Origin of the sequence: Marinobacter sp., from assembly GCF_052091845.1 — a bacterium.
In the GTDB taxonomy this organism is placed as follows: domain Bacteria; phylum Pseudomonadota; class Gammaproteobacteria; order Pseudomonadales; family Oleiphilaceae; genus Marinobacter.
Genome location: NZ_JBQDCO010000037.1, coordinates 1 through 18,094, shown reverse-complemented (window position 1 = coordinate 18,094; position 18,094 = coordinate 1). Strand labels below are relative to the sequence as shown.

Genomic DNA, 18,094 nt, shown 5'->3' with positions numbered 1-18,094 from the left:
AGTTATTTAAAACTCACCCCTAAGACGTTTGACCCTAGTCTGGGTCTGGAGGGTTTCCTTTATTCTGCAACCAAGATTACGGTCAAAAATTAGAATATTCATACTAAAAACTGAAATTTCAAATATGTGACGCATAGTTTTTTTACGGATACTTTGCTTGTCACGCGCGCTTCAATCCGCATAATGCAGCCTGTTTTTCCAAGCCCGTCTCCACGCGTTATTCCAGCCCCAGGCGCCCAGTTAATTCCGGGCACTTACCAACGAAGCAGTATCCAGCTTGGCACCAGCATGTCAGAGTCGGATTCCCGAGCCCAACCACCGCCATCGGCGGGTACCAGGTAGTATTCACTACCCACTTCCGGCACTACTTTTATTTCCATGAGCTGCCCGTTTACGCGGTACTCGTAGAAAACCTTATCATCACCAGAGCGGATAACAATCTGCGGGCCGGAATCGGATGGTTGGTAGTCTGAAATGACCACCGGCTCTTCAGGCGTTTCTACAACAGTTGTATCCAGTGCATCGCTCTCCTGTGCTACTGCAGCCCCCAGGCCCCAAGCGAGCATAACCGCGAAACAGGCGATTCGTTTCATTTTCGTGATACCCTTTCGACCATCAAATTAAGTACAGAGTTGCACAAGCCAACCCATGCTTCAATCAGAATCCGGACTCCCTTTGACATGACTGAACAAAAAACGCCTCCCGTGGTGCTTGTGGACGGTTCGTCCTATTTATTCCGTGCATATCATGCACTTCCGCCACTGATGACCAGCAAGAATCACCCCACCGGCGCCATCAAAGGCGTGATCGCGATGATTCGGCGCCTGGATCAGGATTTCCCTGGCTCCAAGGTAGTTGTGGTATTCGATGCCAAGGGTAAAACCTTCCGCCACGAATTATATGAAGAGTATAAGGCCAACCGGCCGCCCATGCCGGACGACCTGGCCGTACAGATTGACCCTATTCACCAAATGGTAAAGGCCATGGGGCTGCCGCTGTTGATTGTAAGTGGCGTTGAAGCAGATGATGTCATTGGCACCCTGGCCAACGAGGCCACCCACAAGGGCATTGATGTGGTGGTTTCCACTGGCGACAAGGATATGGCTCAACTGGTAAGCGATCATGTCACTCTGATCAACACCATGACAGAAACCTGGATGGATAGAGACGGAGTAAACGAGAAGTTTGGCGTAAGACCTGATCAGATTATCGATTACCTTGCCCTGGTGGGCGACAAGGTTGACAACATTCCCGGCGTCAACAAATGCGGTCCGAAAACCGCGGTTAAATGGCTGCAAGCCTATAACAACCTGGACAACCTCCTTGAGCATGCAGGCGAGATAAAAGGCAAGATTGGAGAGTACCTACGCGAAGCTGCTGACACCCTGCCTCTGAGCCGCGAATTGGCCACCATTAAAATGGATGTGGAGCTGGAATTCGGCCTGGAAGACCTGCAGGAACGACAGCAAAGCGATGAGGAACTGCTGAATCTGTTCCGGGAGTATGAACTAAGAAGCTGGACCGCCGAGCTCGAAAACAAGGCAACTTCGGCGCCCGGAGCGAGCGATACTAGAACCGGCGAAACAGTTGACCCGAAAGCCCCCGAACACGCTGAAAAACACTACAGCGTGATTACCGACCAAAAAGAGCTGGATGAGTGGGTCTCACGGCTTCAAAAATCCCAGCTGTTCGCTTTTGATACCGAAACCACCAGCCTGCGTTATATGGATGCAGACGTAGTGGGTGTGTCATTCGCCATTGAGGCGGGCGAAGCGGCATACGTACCCTTCGGCCACGACTACATGGGAGCGCCAGAGCAGCTAGAGCGTGAGCGCGTGCTTGCTCAGCTCAAGCCTTTGCTGGAAGACCCGAAACTGAAGAAAGTTGGCCAAAACCTTAAGTATGACAAGAACGTGCTAGCCAACCACGATATCTGTCTGGAAGGCATTGCCGAAGACACCATGCTGGAGTCTTACGTGCTGAACTCCGTATCGTCCCGCCATAATATGGACAGCCTGGCCCGTGCGTATCTGGGTGAGGAAACCATTACCTTTGAATCCATTGCCGGCAAAGGCGCCAAGCAGCTTACGTTTAACCAGCTGGATCTGGAAAAGGCTGGTCCCTATGCTGCAGAAGATGCCGATATAACCTTGCGCCTGCATCAGGTTATACGCCCGAAACTGGCCGAGGTTGGCAAGCTGCAGTCGGTTTACGAGGATATCGACCTGCCTTTGGTGCCGGTGCTGTCCCGTATGGAGCAGCGCGGCACGTTGATCAGCGCCAGCACTCTGCGCCAGCACAGCCAGGAGCTGGCGGAGCGCATGGCCGAGCTGGAAAAGAGCGCCCACGAACTGGCCGGCGAAAACTTCAACCTGGCTTCACCTAAGCAACTACAGGCCATTTTCTACGAGAAAATGGGCCTCCCGGTGATCAAGAAAACTCCAAAAGGTGCCCCCTCTACTGCAGAGCCCGTATTGCAAGAGTTGGCTCACGAATACGAGCTGCCCAGACTGATTCTGGAACACCGTAGCCTGAGCAAGCTAAAGTCCACGTATACCGACACGCTGCCAGAGCTGATACACCACCGCACAGGGCGCGTGCACACCTCTTACCATCAAGCAGTGACTGCCACCGGACGACTGTCGTCCTCTGAACCCAATCTGCAAAACATCCCCATTCGCAGTGAACAGGGTCGGCGCATTCGCCAGGCGTTTATTGCCGAGAAAGGCTACAAGTTACTGGCGGCAGACTACTCGCAGATAGAGTTGCGGATTATGGCGCACCTGTCTGGCGATAAAGGCCTGCTAACTGCCTTTGAAAATGGCGAGGACATTCACAAAGCGACGGCGGCAGAAGTATTCAACGTAGCGCTCGATAACGTAAGCAGTGATCAGCGCCGCAGCGCCAAAGCCATTAACTTTGGCCTGATTTACGGCATGTCGGCATTCGGGCTGGCCCGCCAACTGGATATTGGGCGCAAAGTAGCACAGCAATACATCGACCGGTACTTCGAGCGCTACCCGGGTGTTTTGCAATACATGGATAACATTCGCAAGCAGGCCCACGACGACGGCTATGTGGAAACCCTGTTCGGGCGCCGCCTGTACCTTCCGGAAATCAATGCGCGCAACAAACAGCTACAACAGGCCGCCGAGCGCACGGCGATTAACGCACCTATGCAGGGCACCGCCGCAGATATTATTAAGATTGCGATGATTGATGTGGAAAACTGGCTGCTTGCGGAGCACCCGGATACCGCCCGCATGACCATGCAGGTGCATGACGAACTGATCATTGAAGTAAAAGAGGGAGCCGTAGACGAGATTCGCGAAGGACTGATCAAACGGATGTCCGGCGCGGCAAAGTTGGCGGTGCCACTGCTGGTGGAAGCTGGCGTGGGTGATAACTGGGATCAGGCCCACTAAATAAAAATGCCCGGTGAGCGAGCTCAACCGGGCATTTTTTTACTGCTAGTTAGCTAAAGCTTTGTTTAGAAGGCTTTGCTGACCTGGATGGAAGCGCTCCAGGCGCTTAGCTCGTATTTACCTTTGTAACTGGCTGCTCCAACTGGTGTTTCTGGAGGGTTATGATCGTATTCGCGATCATAGACCTCAGCATCATCAGCAAAGATCAACGTGCCAACAGCAGCATCAACCGCCCATCCACTCTGGGCATCTTTCCACTGAGTGCCAAGCGTTAGCCAGTGGCGATCTTCGGAAGGAATGCGTGCGGTAACATACTGGTCCACCGGAGATTCGTCCCACGCATAGCCTGCCTTGAATGCCCACTCAGGAGTTGCCTGCCAGATAGAACCAATATTGAACTGCCAGGTATTTTTCCACTTCTCGGTGATGTGTGTGATCGGGTCGTCACCCGTGCGGCCAGTTGCCGTGGAAACCGGGCCGCCATTTTTGCTGTTTATATCCAACTCTTCGAAGCGACTCCAACGAGAGTAAGTGGCACCTGCCAGCAACGTAACTGTATCGGTTGCCTGGTGTTTGGCCCCAAAGGTAATGCTTTCCGGAATAGCCAAAGGCACCGTGACATCTTCTGTAAGCGTCGTGGGAGCTAAACCACCCTGGCCGTCTGGAGCCGGGAAGTTTGTGATTTTGATGTCACCATCCAGATCGAACTCAGTCCCTGTCTGTGCTGTCAGGCCAAACTGGGTCCTCTCCGTCATTTCATACAAAAAGCCAACGCGGAAGTTTACTGCAATATCATCACCCTCGATGTCGGCATAAGGGGTGCCATAAGCTTGTTCGTAGTTGTCCGCCTTCGCATCTGCACCGGCTTTGATTGCATCCAATACAGGCTTTGGAGCTGACGACGGATCAACATTGTTTTGCTGTAAACCACTTTGATAAAAGCTACCACGGACATCCTGGAATTTAGATAGCCGTCCCTCTGCGTACATGATGTTAACACCCAAGCCCATCGAAAGGCCTTGGCCATTGTTCACGGAAATAGAGGGTGAAAAAGAGATCGCAGTCAGTTCGGTTTTGTCGGCAAAGTAACGACCTTCGAAATCATTTTCGTAGTCAGCAGCCAACCCATAAGGCGCGTGAATTCCGAACCCGACATCAATGGAATCATTAACTTCGTGGGTCATATACAGATTCGGCAAAACAGCAGGGTCGGCAATGTCGCCACCATTGGTGCCATTTACTTCGCCGCCAAGCTGGTCAGTTGCGCTCATGCTGCCGTTCTTGGCCTTGGCATCGATATCCAAGACAGATGCACCAAAAGACAAGTTTGTACCCTTAAGCTGACTCATGCCCGCCGGGTTAAACAAAACCGTGGAAGCATTTTCAGGGTTAGCCGCAGCACCGGCATTAGCAACGCCCATGGCACTCGCACTTTGTTCGTTCAGAGAAAAACCGCCAGCAAAAACGCTGGCTGGAGCAGCAATTGCGACGAGCGAAGCCAGGCGAACAGCGTGGGTAAGCAGTGAAGGTCTCATAACAGCGGTAACTCCTTTGTAATTTGTGGCGGAGTATACGCATCAGCGCCTACTGGCCTCAAATGCTAATACTACTGATTTGAAAAGCTAACAATCTACTACGTTAGTCGATACCCGCCTGTTCAATCATCCTGAATGGTAAGCTTATCCACAGAAGACGATAATTTATCAGCCCCCTGCGCATCTGCACCCAGTTTTATCATCAATCTCAGATCGTTAGCCGAGTCTGCATGGGCCAGCGCGTCTTCGTAGGTAATAGAACCTTCTGCATAAAGTTCATACAGAGCCTGATCGAACGTTCGCATACCGGATTCGTTTGATTTCGACATCAGTTCCTTGAGCTTATGAACTTCCCCTTTGCGAATCAAATCTGCCACCAAAGGCGTGTTAACCAAAACCTCGATAACAGCCTTGCGGCCTTTGCCATCCGGTGTCGGAATCAGTTGCTGGGCCACAATGGCCTTCAGGTTAAGAGACAAATCCATCCAGATTTGGTTGTGCTGCTCTGGCGGGAAAAACTGAATAATCCGGTCCAGCGCCTGGTTAGCGTTGTTCGCGTGCAGGGTTGCCAGGCAAAGGTGACCGGTTTCAGCAAACTGAACCGAATATTCCATGGTTTGGCGGGTGCGCACCTCACCAATCAGAATAACGTCCGGCGCCTGGCGCAGCGTGTTTTTCAGCGCCACTTCAAAGCTTTCAGTATCAATACCCACTTCCCGCTGGGTAACTATGCACCCCTGGTGCTGGTGCACAAACTCGATCGGGTCTTCAATGGATATAATGTGCCCACGGCTATTGCGGTTACGATGCCCCAGCATAGCCGCCAGCGACGTTGATTTACCGGTGCCGGTTGCCCCCACGAACATGATTAAACCACGTTTGGTCATTGCCAATTCTTTAATGATTTCTGGCAACGCCAAATCATCAATTTGCGGGATTTTTACTTCAATCCGGCGTAACACCATGCCGCACAAATTGCGCTGGAAGAACGCGCTCACGCGGAAGCGACCAATACCCCGGGCGCTGATAGCAAAGTTGCACTCGTGGGTTTCTTCGAACTCGGCTCGCTGCCTGTCGTTCATTGAGCCGTATACAAACTCCCTCGTCTGTTCCGGCGTTAACGCATTTTTAGTGACCGGCAGTACTTTACCGTTCACTTTCATGCTGGGCGGAACACCGGCCGTAATAAAGAGGTCTGACCCTCCTTTCTCTACCATCAGACGCAGCAGTTTCTCGAATTCCATTTTGATTACCTATACTCTTTTAGAAAACACCCGATGAAACCGGGGGGAAGGTCAGAAGTTATCAGGCATTTTCGCCTTGGAGCGCGCCGCCTCCCTGGAGATCAAGCCTTTTTGCAACAAGCGCTCAAGGCACTGATCCAATGTTTGCATACCCAACGAGCCGCCCGTCTGAACCGATGAATACATCTGGGCAATTTTGTCTTCGCGAATCAGGTTACGGATTGCCGCAGTGCCGATCATAATTTCATGAGCTGCAATTCGCCCACCGCCCATTTTTTTCATCAGCGTTTGCGAAATAACGGCCTCCAGTGACTCGGAAAGCATGGAGCGCACCATGGATTTCTCTTCCGCAGGGAACACATCTACCACCCGGTCGATGGTCTTAGCAGCAGAGGTGGTGTGCAGAGTACCGAAAACCAGGTGCCCTGTTTCTGCTGCTGTAAGCGCCAGGCGAATGGTTTCCAGATCTCGCAGCTCACCGACCAGAATAATGTCGGGGTCTTCCCGCAGCGCAGAACGCAGGGCTTCGTTAAAACCCAGTGTGTCCCGATGCACTTCCCGCTGGTTAACCAGACATTTTTTGGAATCGTGCACAAATTCAATCGGGTCTTCTACGGTAAGTATGTGCTCATAACGAGAATCGTTGATGTAATCGACCATCGCTGCAAGCGTGGTGGACTTACCGGAACCCGTTGGCCCGGTTACCAGTACAAGCCCACGGGGAACCGAAGATACATCCTTGAACACCTGGCCCATGCCAAGATCGTCCATGGTGAGTACTTTTGAGGGGATGGTACGAAATACAGCACCCGCGCCCCGGTTCTGATTAAACGCGTTCACACGGAAGCGGGCGACACCCGGCACTTCAAAGGAAAAGTCGGTTTCCAGAAATTCTTCGTAGTCCTTGCGCTGCTTGTCGTTCATGATGTCGTATATCAGCCCGTGAACTTCTTTATGCTCCATGGGCGGAAGATTGATGCGCCGAACGTCACCATCAACACGAATCATTGGCGGCAGACCGGCAGAAAGGTGCAAGTCAGAGGCACCCTGTTTTGCCGAGAAGGCAAGCAGTTCAGTAATATCCATAGAGATCCTCGGAAGGCTTTTTCTTTTATACAGGTTGCGTCTGCCTGGCAAAGCATCGCCGTGATCACTTGGCATTTCAGTGACCTGCGAGTAACGTATCTTGATAAAACCAGCAAACTAAACGCGACTATTTCATAATATGGGCAGCATAGCAGACAACCTCGGGGGCGTAACCCGACTCATACAAAAAGCAACATTGCAGGCAGGTCGTAAGCCCGGCTCAGTGAATCTGCTCGCTGTCAGCAAAACCCGCTCGGCAGAAGAACTGCGAGAAGCCGTGGCGGCAGGCCAGCGGGCATTCGGGGAAAACTACCTTCAGGAAGCTCTCGATAAAATAGAGGCTCTTACTGATTTGGCGGATATCGACTGGCACTTTATCGGCCCGATACAATCCAACAAAACCCGGCAAATCGCCTCGGCTTTCTCCTGGGTACACAGCGTAGACCGCCTGAAAGTTGCCCGTCGCCTCAGCGAACAGCGGGAAACTGACTTACCACCCTTGAATATTTGCCTTCAGGTCAACATTAATAACGAACAGAGCAAATCCGGGTGCAAACCGGAAGAGCTTCCAGAACTGGTGTCGGAGATAAGCAAACTGCCAGGGCTGTCCCTGAGAGGGCTAATGGCGATCCCCGATCCAGATCAGGCAGAACCAGCCTTGCGGGCAAGTTTTCACCGGCTGGCGAATGCCCTGAACGAGTTGAAACAGACCTGCCCGACGGCCGGGCCTCTGGACACCCTTTCCATGGGCATGTCTGGCGACCTTGAACTGGCCATTGCAGAAGGGGCTACCTGGGTTCGGATCGGCACATCTGTGTTTGGTAAGCGGGTACCGAAAAGCTGAACTGGCCGGTTCCTGCTATTATCCGGCCCAACATTTAACCGAACAACCGCTGGAGCATACCTTGAGCAAATCACCTACCATTTCGTTTATCGGTGCCGGTAACATGGCCAGCGCCATTATTGGCGGCATGCTGGACAGCGGCTTCAAGGCCAGCAACATATGGGCCAGCGCCCCGAACGACGATCATCTGCAGTCTATCCGCAAACGCTTTGGGATCAGCGTTACAACAGACAACCGCTACTGCGCCCAGCAGGCCGATATGGTTGTGCTCGCAGTAAAGCCCCAGGCCATGGCCGATGTATGTCGCGATATAGCTCCTGTTGCGCAAAACACAAGACCGCTGATGGTGTCTATTGCCGCTGGCCTTGGCACCGACACGCTCGATGAATGGCTTGGGGGCGGGTTGCCGGTTGTCAGGGTAATGCCCAATACTCCTTCGCTGGTTGGTAAGGGCTCAGCCGGGCTTTTTGCCAGCAAAAGCGTGTCTGACAGCCAGAAGACAATGGTGCAATCGGTTTTTGAAGGCATAGGCATTGCAGTGTGGGTTGATGATGAAGCCTTGCTTCATGGCGTAACCGCTCTTTCGGGCAGTGGCCCGGCCTACTTCTTCCTGATGCTGGAGGCTTTGGAAACCGCCGCCACCGAAGCCGGAGTGAACGCAGAGACAGCCCGCAAACTTGCCATTCAAACCATGGCAGGTGCCGCAGAAATGGCTGCCAAAAGCAACGAAGACCCCGCCCAGTTAAAGAAAAACGTTATGTCTCCGAACGGTGTTACCGAGCAAGCTATTCACACCTTTGAAGATGGCGGCATGCGCAGCCTGGTGAAAAAAGCGTATAACAGCGCTTACAAACGCTCGGAAGAAATGGCCAAAGAACTGGCAGGCAAAAAGTAAAAACAGTCACTGACAACGGAGAAACAGCTACATGCTGGCAGACATTCTGATTACGATCCTGCTGATCGCGTCCACCTTTTACATGACAATTATACTGCTGCGCTTTTTGCTGCAACTGGCTCGGGCCGACTTCTATAATCCGATATCCCAATTCGCAGTAAAGGCCACGAACCCTTTGCTGCGGCCCCTGCGCCGTATTATTCCGGGCTGGGGTGGCATTGATGGCGCAGCCCTGGTTCTCGCCGTTATCATTCAAGCCATCACCTTCTTTTTTATTCTTGTGGCTCTTAATGGCGGCATTCCATCGTTCAATCCCCTTACATTACTGGTTTGGGCGACTCTGAATGTTCTTGATCTGATCGTAAAAATCTACTTCTGGTCGGTTATCGCCGTAGTGGTGGTAAGCTGGATTGCCCCTGGCAGTAGCCACCCTGCTATTCAGCTTGTGGCGCAACTTACGGAACCGGTTATGCGCCCGGTGCGCAACATAATGCCATCCATGGGTGGACTGGACCTGTCGCCGATTATTGTGTTCATTATTCTGAACGTTCTTTCTGTGGTTATTGAGCACATGAAGGTGGCAGCCGGTCTGGGGGCTATTGGGCTGGGGATGTAAACCCTGCCTCAAAAAAACAACCTGTAACAATTCGCCACAAAAAGCCTGACACGTAAGCCGCAAACTCATCCGTATGATTTTGCGGCTTTTTTTGTGTAAGCTATGTCAATAATCACCACACACCTGCAAGTGCCTGGCCGCAAGGCCTGTCGCGACAGGTTAGTATTAACCGTAATTAACTAGCCAACCCGACCGTCACGCGGATCCCGACAAACTTGCTCGGGGAATGCCGGAAGTTGTGTAGAAGGAAAATCCGATGAGTCTTCAGGGAAATCTGACCCAACAGGTAGAGGCCTACCACAACTGGAAAAAAGAGCTGATCCGCCAAATTGGACGTTACAGGCTTTGGCTTCAGGACAACAACCTCTTCTCTGACGACATCAGCGCGCGCATTCGCCACGGGCTTGAGCTGCTTGTTGAGGATGAGCTCACCATTGCATTCGTAGGCGAATATTCCCGCGGCAAAACAGAGCTGATAAACGCCCTGTTTTTCTCGGAATATGGCCAGCGCATGCTGCCTTCCCAGGCCGGTCGCACAACCATGTGCCCAACCGAGCTGTTTTTTGATCGCAGCGCAAACGAAAATTATTTGTTACTACTGCCTATCGAAACCCGCACCGGCAGCCTGTCACTGCAGCAATTGCGCAAGCAGCCCGAGCGCTGGGTGAAGCATGATCTTGATGAGCGTGACCCGGAAATCATGCGTGAAGTGTTGGGAGAAGTGGCCAGGGTAAAGTCGGTTTCCCACGCCGAAGCACGGGCCCTGGGCTTCGAACAAGGCATGCTGGAGCATGACCGGAAAAACCCGGGAAAAGTGTTGATTCCGGCTTGGCGCAATGCTCAGATCAGCATCCGCCACCCACTATTCGAGCGTGGCCTGCGCATTCTCGATACACCCGGGCTGAACGCCCTTGGTTCCGAACCGGAACTTACTATCAGCATGTTGCCAAAGGCTCATGCCGTTATATTTGTGCTCAGCGCAGATGCCGGCGTTACCGCCAGTGACATGACCATCTGGAAGGAACACATTGATACCGAGTATGCCGATCATCGGGCCGGGCGATTTGCGGTATTGAACAAGGTTGACGTGCTGTGGGATGACCTTCAGGGCGAGACGCACACCCAAGACGCCATTGAGCGGGTGCGCAGCTATACCGCAGACCACCTGGGTATCCGCCAGCAGGATGTCATCCCGCTTTCTGCCAAGCAGGGGCTGATCGCAAGAGTAAGAAAAGACAGCAACCTGTTCGTGCGCTCCAACATCGGCAATCTGGAGCAGCTGATCATTCAGCGCATCCTGATGCACAAGGAACAGCTAATCACCCAAAGCCTGATCAACGACTTGCTGGGCATGCTGCAGAACAGCCAGGCGGCTATGCAAACCCGCCTAAGCTCTCTGGAGCAGGAGTCTCAGGTTTGCTCTGGCGTTACCATGGATAAAGCCGCGCTAAGTCGGCTGGCTGACCGGGCCCAGAAAGACTACGACTTTTATTATAAAAAGCTGATTGCATTGCGCTCCAGCCGGCGGCTTATGGGCTCGCAAGGCAATATGCTGAGTAAACTGGTCACCGAGGATCGCTTTGAGGCCCATGCCGACAGAATCCGCAAGAGTATGTCAAAAAGCTGGACCACCGCAGGCATGAACAGCGCCATGGATCAGTTTTTCGAGCTGATTGAAAGCGATCTTACCAACCTGCTTAGCGAGGGCCGCCTTGCTGAGAAAATGGTTGGCGCCATCTACCGCCGCTATAACGACGACACCCGTGCCCGGCACCTGGAACCTATTCCACTGCGTGCCGGCCGCCATGTTATTGCGGTTAGAGAGCTTCGCAAAAAAGCACGCCGCTTTCGTGCCAGCCCGAAAAACCTGCTCACCGAACAATCTGTTTTAGTGCAGCGCTTCTCCAACGTAATGATCAGCGAGGCGAGAACGCTACACGCGCGCGTACGAAACGATGTGGAGCGCTGGCCCTCAGAGGCCCTGCTACCAATCATGCAGTACTCGATGGAGCAAAAACAGCTGCTGGAGCACCAGATACGACGGCTACGGGACATGGTCAGAAGCGACCGTGACAGTCGCATTGAGCGTGAACGACTGAACAACACAATCACTGACTTGCGCCGCCAACTGGAGCTGGCAGATGCCATGCAGCGACAAATCCGCAAGCCGGCCCCTACCATGATTCAACAAAAAGTGGTTAATATCTCAGGCGCAATCTAGGCTCACGCCGGGCTGCAACACCGTCGGCCGGTTGCAGCCATGACGGCACCCCATTAGACTGCTGTGCTGGTGTGGGTTTTTGTCCTATCCAGCAACCTAGTCACTAACGGACCGAACCAGGAACCTGTCGCGCCGATGCCCGATTCCCTGCCTGTGGATTCTGTCGGGGTAGTGACCCCGCAGACCTATCATTTTGAGACGCCGATTGAACTGGCGTGCGGCCAAGCACTGGAACGCTATGATCTGGTGGTGGAAACCTATGGCGAACTGAACGCTGACCGCAGCAACGCCGTACTCATTTGCCATGCCCTGAGCGGCCATCATCATGCTGCTGGCTACCATTCTATGGAAGACCGCAAGCCAGGCTGGTGGGACACCTGCATCGGGCCCGGCAAGCCGGTGGATACCAATCGGTTTTTTGTGGTCTGCCTTAACAACCTGGGCGGTTGCCACGGCAGTACCGGCCCCAACTCGATTAACCCGGCAACAGGCAAATTGTACGGCCCCGATTTCCCGGTTATTACGGTGGGTGACTGGGTAAAAAGCCAGGCATTACTGGCAGATCGCATGGGTATTGAGTGCTGGGCAGCCGTTGTAGGTGGCTCTCTGGGCGGTATGCAGGCGCTGCAGTGGAGTCTGGACTACCCGGACCGTCTGAATCACTCGGTGGCTGTTGCCTCCAGCCCCCGCCTGACGGCACAGAATATCGCCTTTAATGAGGTGGCAAGGCAAGCAATCACAACAGACCGCGAATTTCATGATGGCCGGTACTACGATTTCGACACTGTGCCCCGCCGCGGGCTCATGCTGGCCAGAATGGTCGGCCACATAACTTATCTCTCAGATGCTTCCATGGGCGAAAAGTTTGGCCGCGAGCTGAGAGACCAGGCTTACAAGTTTGGTTACGGCGCGGAGTTTCAGGTGGAAAGCTACCTCCGGTATCAGGGTGAACGTTTCTCAGAATCTTTTGACGCGAACACCTACCTGCTGATGACCCGAACGCTGGATTACTTTGACCCGGCTTATGAATGCGGCGGCGACTTATCGAAAGCGCTAGCTAAGGCTCGCTGCGAGTTTTTGGTACTTTCATTCAGCACCGATTGGCGCTTTACGCCGGCCCGTTCAGAAGAAATGGTGAACGCCATGATCGCGGCCCGCCGAAAGGTAAGCTACGCAGAAATTGATGCTCCCTGGGGCCATGATGCGTTTTTGATTCCGACGCCTCGCTATACCGCAATTTTCGCCGCGTATATGGATCGCGTGGCCAGGGAGGTGGGCGCATGAGGGCCGATCTTGAAATCATTCAGCAGTGGGTAAAGCCTGGCCATCATGTGCTGGACCTTGGCTGCGGCGACGGCACTTTACTCAATTTCCTTCAACAAGAGCGCAACGCCAGTGGGTTTGGCCTGGAAATCAACCAGGAGCACATAACCACCTGCATGAACCGCGGTGTGTCAGTGATTGAACAAAACCTGGACACCCAGGGCCTGGATAACTTTGAAGACAACAGCTTTGATGTGGTGTTGATGACCCAGGCACTGCAGGCAGTGCGCCGGCCGGATAAGGTGCTGGATGAAATGCTGCGCCTGGGCGGCGAGGGCATAGTAACCTTCCCGAACTTTGCCCACTGGCGCCTGCGCTGGGGGCTGGCCCTCAGCGGCTACATGCCGGAATCCAAATCCCTGCCTTACAAGTGGTATAACACGCCAAACATACGGCTATGTACCTTCAAGGATTTCGAAGCCTTGTGCCGCCAGAAAAACATTCGAATAAAAAGCAGACGCGTGGTGGACGGTCAGCACCAGAACAGCTGGCTGGCCCGCTTTTGGCCAAACCTGCTGGGGGAAATCGCCATCTACCGCATCACCCGGGAGAACAGCAATGATCAATAAAGCTTTGAACGGTATTGTCAGTTTGGCAGCCACGGCTCTGTTTGCCACCCTGCTCAGCCTTCCCGCCCACGCTGGCTCGGAAGATTTCGGGGATTACCAGGTGCACTGGAGCGTACTGCCCAGTACCTTTTTAACGGCTGAAACAGCCAAGGCCAATAACCTGCAGCGCAGCAGGGGCATTGGTATAGTCAACATATCCATCATGCAGGAAAACGAGAACGGCATTCTTAAGCCGGTTTCCGGCCAGGTGGAGGGCAAAGCTTCAAACGACATCCAGCAAGTTAAGTTTCTTGCGTTTCGCCGAATCAAGGAAGGCGATTCTGTCTACTTTATCGCCGAGTACCAATACTCTTCCGGCGATCTGATAACGTTTAATATTACCGCCCGTCCTGGCGGACATGGCAAGGACCTGCCAGTAAGATTCGCCCACACTCTTTTCAGTGATTGAGCAGATTATGTCTGAGCAACTCGTTATTGCCAGTAACAACAAAGGCAAAATCAACGAATTTACGCAGCTTCTTGGGCCTTTGGGCTTCACGCCCGTGCCACAGGGCGAATTAGGCGTTACGGAAGCCGAAGAGCCGGCGGTTACCTTTGTCGAGAACGCTATTCTGAAAGCGCGCCATGCAGCACGCCAAACCGGGCTGCCTGCCCTGGCAGACGACAGCGGCCTGGCCGTGGATGCCCTCGACGGTGCTCCGGGGGTCCGCTCCGCTCGCTACGCCGGGGCTCATGCCTCCGACCTCGACAACCTGAACGCCCTGCTGGAAGCCATGACCGATGTGCCTGATAAACAACGTGGCGCACAGTTCCACTGTGTGTTGGTATACCTCCGCCATGCCGACGACCCAACACCCATTATCTGCCACGGCCGCTGGCCTGGCTCGATTCTCAGGGCACCGCAAGGCGAGGGTGGGTTCGGTTATGACCCGGTATTTCTTTGCCCGGAACAGAACTGCAGTGCGTCTGAGCTGAGCCGGGATGAGAAAAACCGCATAAGCCACCGGGGCCGGGCTCTGGTTTTGCTGATGGACCAGCTCAGGGCGGAGACCTGATTCTGTGACTACACGCCGCCCAGTGCCTGTCACTCCACCTCTAAGCCTGTATATTCACGTGCCCTGGTGCGTGCGAAAATGCCCTTACTGCGACTTTAACTCCCACGCTGTTCAGAACGAGATACCCGAACAGGCTTACCTGAGCGCCCTGCTGGAAGACCTGGATCAGGACCTGGCTCTGGCGTCAGGCCGTACCGTTGAAACGGTCTTTATCGGCGGTGGCACACCCTCACTGATGAGCGGCAACTTTTACCATAGGCTTTTCGACGGGCTCAGAAAGCGCCTGACGTTCGCAGACGATGCAGAAATCACCCTTGAGGCCAACCCCGGCACGCTGGAAGAAGGCCGCTTTGAAGCTTTCCGGGAAGCCGGCATCAACCGCCTTTCGATTGGCGTGCAAAGTTTTAATTCCGCCCACCTGAAAGCTCTCGGCCGGATACACGACAGCGCTGCGGCCCACCGGGCGATCGAGGCGGCAAAAAAAGCCGGCTTTGATAACTTCAATCTGGACTTGATGCACGGTCTGCCCGGCCAGACCCCGGGCAATGCCCTTGAAGATCTGAAAATGGCCATGAGCCATAAGCCACCGCACCTATCCTGGTACCAGCTTACCCTGGAGCCCAATACCGAGTTTTACAGCCGGCCGCCGGATTTGCCAGACGACGACCGGCTCTGGGAAATTGCCCAAACTGGCGGGGAGTACCTGCTCAAGCATGGCTTCAGTGACTACGAGATTTCTGCCTGGTGCCAAAAAGGTAAAGCCTCGCGGCACAACGTCAACTACTGGACGTTTGGAGATTATATGGCCCTGGGTGCCGGTGGCCACGGGAAAATCAGCCTCGCTGACGGCACTATTAAGCGTTACTGGAAAACACGACAACCAGACGCCTACCTCAACCGGATTGGCAGCCGTACTGCCGGAAGCAACCGAATTGAAACAGAGGAGCTCCCGCTGGAGTTTCTGATGAACGCCCTGCGCCTTCGGGACGGCGTGGCCGAAGATGTTTTTTCCGACCGTACGGGTTTACCCCTGACAGATGTTGCGGTAAAACTCCAGAAGCTGCGTGAAGATAAATTGCTGGTTAGCGACCGGCTTCAGGCAACAAGCCTGGGGCAAAGGTATCTGAACAGTCTGTTGGAGCGTTTTCTGTAATGGGCACAGAGAAAGGGTTACCGGCTTTATCCAAAAGGCTGAAAGGCTGTTTAATTGCAACACTGGTCTTACTTGCAGCTCTGGTGATGATCAACCAGCCTCTGAAAACCGAGTTTGCACACCAGGGAATTGTAAGCTTTCAGTTAGCGGGTAACGCCGAGCAGGCATTGGCTATCGTGCAAAGCTGGGGCGTTAAGGGTCTGCAATGGGCAAAAGTATCTCTGTGGGTAGATTTTTTGTTTATTCCGATTTACTGCCTGACGCTCATACTGCTGACCCGACATTGCACTATAGACAGGCCAGGCGTTCGCGAGCGCACAGCCGCACGCTGGATTCGCACACTGTTTGTTGCTGCAGGCCTGGTGGATATGACAGAAAACGTACTATTACTGAACAACCTCGATGCCCCCACCGATGCCATCAGCCTTGCCGCTGCCATCAGCGCCCTCGCCAAATTTACGGCTCTGACCATTGGTATCGCAGGGTTGGTCATAGTCCGTGCGGCCCGGCGCCATCCACTGGCACCGGGTTAAACGCTGCCTATGCAAAATCAGTTAGTACGGTGAAACAGTAAATCCCATACTCCATGACCAAGATTTTCACCACGCTTCTCAAACTTGGTAATCGGGCGATAGTCTGGGCGGGGTGAGTATTCCCCCTGCGCCTGAGTGTTGGCGAACCCTTCGGACTCACCCATTACCTCCATCATGTACTCAGCGTAGTTTTCCCAATCTGTCGCCAAATGCAGAATACCCCCCACTCTTAGTTTGTGGCGGATACGCTGAACGAACTCGGGTTGCACCAGCCTGCGCTTGTGATGTCTTTTTTTATGCCAGGGATCGGGAAAGAACACCATCACCTGATCCAGGCCGGCATCTGGCAAGCACAGATCAATTACATCATTCGCATCTATGTTGTAAACACGGACATTTTCCAGCCCACGATCCTCAACTTCTTTGAGCAAGGCGCCTACTCCTGGAAGGTGAACTTCCACGCCAATAAAATCCTGCTCCGGCGCGGCCTCTGCCATATCTGCCAAAGACCCGCCCATGCCGAAGCCGATTTCAAGGTTGAGCATGGCGTCGCGCCCAAAGACCTGACGCGGGTCAATCATGCCGTCCTCACGGCTTAGGCCAAACTTCGGCCAACTGCGCTCGTATGCCTTTTTCTGGCCTTCTGTCATCCGGCCCTGGCGTAACACAAAACTGCGAATACCACGGCGGGTGGTAATGGGTGACTCACTGTGCGGCTCTTTATGGTCGGTCATCTGCAATCCTTCACCGCGGGCTGCGGGTCTGATTAAGGGAGTTTTCGACAGTTTACCAGAGTAGAGCCCGTCAGGCGGATACCACTGAGCTCTTGCCTGTCTGGCGATCAAACTGACGATACCCAAGGGCTTCCATCAGATGCGGCTGGGTAACAACATCACACCCGTCAAGATCCGCGAGCGTGCGTGCAACACGCAATATACGGTGCAGTGCTCGGGCTGATAAGCCCAGTTTTTCCATAGCGCCGGTGAGCAGTTTTTCCCCGGCGCGATCAAGGCCGCAGGCTTCCTGCAGTTCACGACCAGACAAGGTGGCATTAATGCAGCAACGACGGGTTTGGCGCTCTCTCGCAAGCTTCACGCGCTTGCGCACCTCTGAACTCGACTCGCCGTCACCACCAGACTGCATCAAAACGCCTCCACCTTGAACAGGCACTTCGACATGTAGATCGAACCTGTCCAACAACGGGCCGGAGATTTTCGACCGATAACGCATAATCTGTTGCGGGGTGCACTGGCATTCAATAGTCGGGTGCCCACTGTAACCGCATGGGCAGGGATTCATGGCGCCAATTACCTGAAAACGAGCAGGAAAATTCACCTGGCGCGCGGCACGGCTGATCGAAATCTCGCCAGTTTCCATAGGTTCACGAAGTACCTCCAGAACACGGCGCTCAAATTCCGGCAGCTCATCCAGAAAAAGTACCCCACGGTGCGCCAGGGAAATCTCACCCGGCTTTGGACTGCTGCCGCTGTCATATACTGTAATAAATGAGACAGTGGAAGCGGGAAATCATGATGTTAGCCTGCAAAAAACACAAATTAATGAGACACTTTTTTCCTAATTGGTGAGACGAGGCC

At 53.7% G+C, this 18,094-nt stretch carries 17 protein-coding genes and 1 pseudogene; 11 read left to right on the top strand and 7 right to left on the bottom strand.

What is annotated here, in order from left to right; genetic code table 11:
• Positions 1–254: 254 nt before the first annotated feature.
• Complete coding sequence (locus ACTHYN_RS12240; protein ID WP_441812731.1) at positions 255–593, bottom strand: DUF2782 domain-containing protein; 339 nt, start codon at positions 591–593, stop codon at positions 255–257.
• An 87-nt stretch (positions 594–680) separates the two neighbouring features.
• On the opposite strand from ACTHYN_RS12240, the gene polA reads away from it, so the two are divergent.
• The gene (gene polA / locus ACTHYN_RS12235; protein WP_441812730.1) at positions 681–3,425 is read left to right on the top strand and encodes a DNA polymerase I; all 2,745 of its coding nucleotides are present in this window, start codon (positions 681–683) and stop codon (positions 3,423–3,425) included.
• A 65-nt stretch (positions 3,426–3,490) separates the two neighbouring features.
• Here polA and ACTHYN_RS12230 read toward each other — a convergent pair whose 3' ends face one another.
• The 3 genes from ACTHYN_RS12230 to ACTHYN_RS12220 all read right to left on the bottom strand — a co-directional run bounded on the left by ACTHYN_RS12230 (position 3,491) and on the right by ACTHYN_RS12220 (position 7,290).
• The gene (locus tag ACTHYN_RS12230) at positions 3,491–4,960 is read right to left on the bottom strand and encodes an OmpP1/FadL family transporter (RefSeq protein WP_441812729.1); all 1,470 of its coding nucleotides are present in this window, start codon (positions 4,958–4,960) and stop codon (positions 3,491–3,493) included.
• A gap of 122 nt (positions 4,961–5,082) precedes the next feature.
• Complete coding sequence (locus ACTHYN_RS12225; protein ID WP_441812728.1) at positions 5,083–6,204, bottom strand: PilT/PilU family type 4a pilus ATPase; 1,122 nt, start codon at positions 6,202–6,204, stop codon at positions 5,083–5,085.
• Positions 6,205–6,255: 51 nt separating this feature from the next.
• Complete coding sequence (locus ACTHYN_RS12220; RefSeq protein ID WP_441812727.1) at positions 6,256–7,290, bottom strand: type IV pilus twitching motility protein PilT; 1,035 nt, start codon at positions 7,288–7,290, stop codon at positions 6,256–6,258.
• A 139-nt stretch (positions 7,291–7,429) separates the two neighbouring features.
• Here ACTHYN_RS12220 and ACTHYN_RS12215 point away from each other — a divergent pair, with 139 nt between their 5' ends.
• The 10 genes from ACTHYN_RS12215 (at position 7,430) to ACTHYN_RS12170 (ending at position 16,499) form a co-directional block, all read left to right on the top strand.
• Complete coding sequence (locus ACTHYN_RS12215; protein WP_441812726.1) at positions 7,430–8,134, top strand: YggS family pyridoxal phosphate-dependent enzyme; 705 nt, start codon at positions 7,430–7,432, stop codon at positions 8,132–8,134.
• 61 nt (positions 8,135–8,195) lie between these two features.
• Positions 8,196–9,029 carry a pyrroline-5-carboxylate reductase gene (gene proC / locus ACTHYN_RS12210; protein WP_441812725.1) on the top strand — a complete coding sequence of 278 codons (834 nt, stop codon included), beginning with the start codon at positions 8,196–8,198 and terminating at the stop codon, positions 9,027–9,029.
• Between the two features lie 31 nt (positions 9,030–9,060).
• Positions 9,061–9,645, top strand: a complete 585-nt coding sequence (locus ACTHYN_RS12205; RefSeq protein WP_441812724.1) for a YggT family protein — start codon at positions 9,061–9,063, stop codon at positions 9,643–9,645.
• Positions 9,646–9,901: 256 nt separating this feature from the next.
• Positions 9,902–11,866 carry a dynamin family protein gene (locus ACTHYN_RS12200; protein ID WP_441812723.1) on the top strand — a complete coding sequence of 655 codons (1,965 nt, stop codon included), beginning with the start codon at positions 9,902–9,904 and terminating at the stop codon, positions 11,864–11,866.
• 135 nt (positions 11,867–12,001) lie between these two features.
• Entirely contained in the window at positions 12,002–13,150 is a 1,149-nt protein-coding gene (gene metX, locus ACTHYN_RS12195) for a homoserine O-succinyltransferase MetX (protein WP_441812722.1), read from the top strand.
• Positions 13,147–13,758, top strand: a complete 612-nt coding sequence (metW, locus tag ACTHYN_RS12190; RefSeq protein ID WP_441812721.1) for a methionine biosynthesis protein MetW — start codon at positions 13,147–13,149, stop codon at positions 13,756–13,758. The genes metX and metW overlap by 4 nt, the downstream gene beginning before the upstream one ends.
• Positions 13,748–14,206 (top strand): DUF4426 domain-containing protein, encoded by a 459-nt coding sequence (locus ACTHYN_RS12185; RefSeq protein ID WP_441812720.1) that lies wholly within the window; start codon positions 13,748–13,750, stop codon positions 14,204–14,206. The genes metW and ACTHYN_RS12185 overlap by 11 nt, the downstream gene beginning before the upstream one ends.
• 7 nt (positions 14,207–14,213) lie before the next feature.
• Positions 14,214–14,813: an RdgB/HAM1 family non-canonical purine NTP pyrophosphatase gene (gene rdgB / locus ACTHYN_RS12180; RefSeq protein WP_441812719.1), complete on the top strand. Its 600-nt coding sequence runs from the start codon at positions 14,214–14,216 to the stop codon at positions 14,811–14,813.
• A 4-nt stretch (positions 14,814–14,817) separates the two neighbouring features.
• Entirely contained in the window at positions 14,818–15,966 is a 1,149-nt protein-coding gene (hemW, locus tag ACTHYN_RS12175) for a radical SAM family heme chaperone HemW (RefSeq protein WP_441812718.1), read from the top strand.
• Positions 15,966–16,499 (top strand): hypothetical protein, encoded by a 534-nt coding sequence (locus ACTHYN_RS12170; protein ID WP_441812717.1) that lies wholly within the window; start codon positions 15,966–15,968, stop codon positions 16,497–16,499. The genes hemW and ACTHYN_RS12170 overlap by 1 nt, the downstream gene beginning before the upstream one ends.
• A 17-nt stretch (positions 16,500–16,516) precedes the next feature.
• Here the strand turns inward: ACTHYN_RS12170 and trmB are convergent, their stop codons facing one another.
• The 3 genes and pseudogenes from trmB to ACTHYN_RS12155 form a co-directional block, all read right to left on the bottom strand.
• Positions 16,517–17,233: a tRNA (guanosine(46)-N7)-methyltransferase TrmB gene (gene trmB / locus ACTHYN_RS12165; protein ID WP_441812716.1), complete on the bottom strand. Its 717-nt coding sequence runs from the start codon at positions 17,231–17,233 to the stop codon at positions 16,517–16,519.
• Between the two features lie 70 nt (positions 17,234–17,303).
• A complete protein-coding gene (locus ACTHYN_RS12160; protein WP_441812749.1) occupies positions 17,304–17,642 on the bottom strand; it encodes a hypothetical protein in 339 nt (112 codons plus the stop codon).
• Positions 17,643–17,672: 30 nt separating this feature from the next.
• Positions 17,673–18,011, bottom strand: a pseudogene (locus ACTHYN_RS12155) (ATP-binding protein); the annotation flags it as partial.
• Positions 18,012–18,094 lie beyond the last annotated feature (83 nt).

Coding starts and splice junctions, on each gene's coding strand:
- ACTHYN_RS12240 (WP_441812731.1), bottom strand. CDS start 593: ATGAAACGAATCGCCTGTTTCGCGGTTATGCTCGCTTGGGGCCTGGGG.
- polA (WP_441812730.1), top strand. CDS start 681: ATGACTGAACAAAAAACGCCTCCCGTGGTGCTTGTGGACGGTTCGTCC.
- ACTHYN_RS12230 (WP_441812729.1), bottom strand. CDS start 4,960: ATGAGACCTTCACTGCTTACCCACGCTGTTCGCCTGGCTTCGCTCGTC.
- ACTHYN_RS12225 (WP_441812728.1), bottom strand. CDS start 6,204: ATGGAATTCGAGAAACTGCTGCGTCTGATGGTAGAGAAAGGAGGGTCA.
- ACTHYN_RS12220 (WP_441812727.1), bottom strand. CDS start 7,290: ATGGATATTACTGAACTGCTTGCCTTCTCGGCAAAACAGGGTGCCTCT.
- ACTHYN_RS12215 (WP_441812726.1), top strand. CDS start 7,430: ATGGGCAGCATAGCAGACAACCTCGGGGGCGTAACCCGACTCATACAA.
- ACTHYN_RS12205 (WP_441812724.1), top strand. CDS start 9,061: ATGCTGGCAGACATTCTGATTACGATCCTGCTGATCGCGTCCACCTTT.
- ACTHYN_RS12200 (WP_441812723.1), top strand. CDS start 9,902: ATGAGTCTTCAGGGAAATCTGACCCAACAGGTAGAGGCCTACCACAAC.
- metX (WP_441812722.1), top strand. CDS start 12,002: ATGCCCGATTCCCTGCCTGTGGATTCTGTCGGGGTAGTGACCCCGCAG.
- metW (WP_441812721.1), top strand. CDS start 13,147: ATGAGGGCCGATCTTGAAATCATTCAGCAGTGGGTAAAGCCTGGCCAT.
- ACTHYN_RS12185 (WP_441812720.1), top strand. CDS start 13,748: ATGATCAATAAAGCTTTGAACGGTATTGTCAGTTTGGCAGCCACGGCT.
- rdgB (WP_441812719.1), top strand. CDS start 14,214: ATGTCTGAGCAACTCGTTATTGCCAGTAACAACAAAGGCAAAATCAAC.
- ACTHYN_RS12170 (WP_441812717.1), top strand. CDS start 15,966: ATGGGCACAGAGAAAGGGTTACCGGCTTTATCCAAAAGGCTGAAAGGC.
- trmB (WP_441812716.1), bottom strand. CDS start 17,233: ATGACCGACCATAAAGAGCCGCACAGTGAGTCACCCATTACCACCCGC.
- ACTHYN_RS12160 (WP_441812749.1), bottom strand. CDS start 17,642: ATGCAGTCTGGTGGTGACGGCGAGTCGAGTTCAGAGGTGCGCAAGCGC.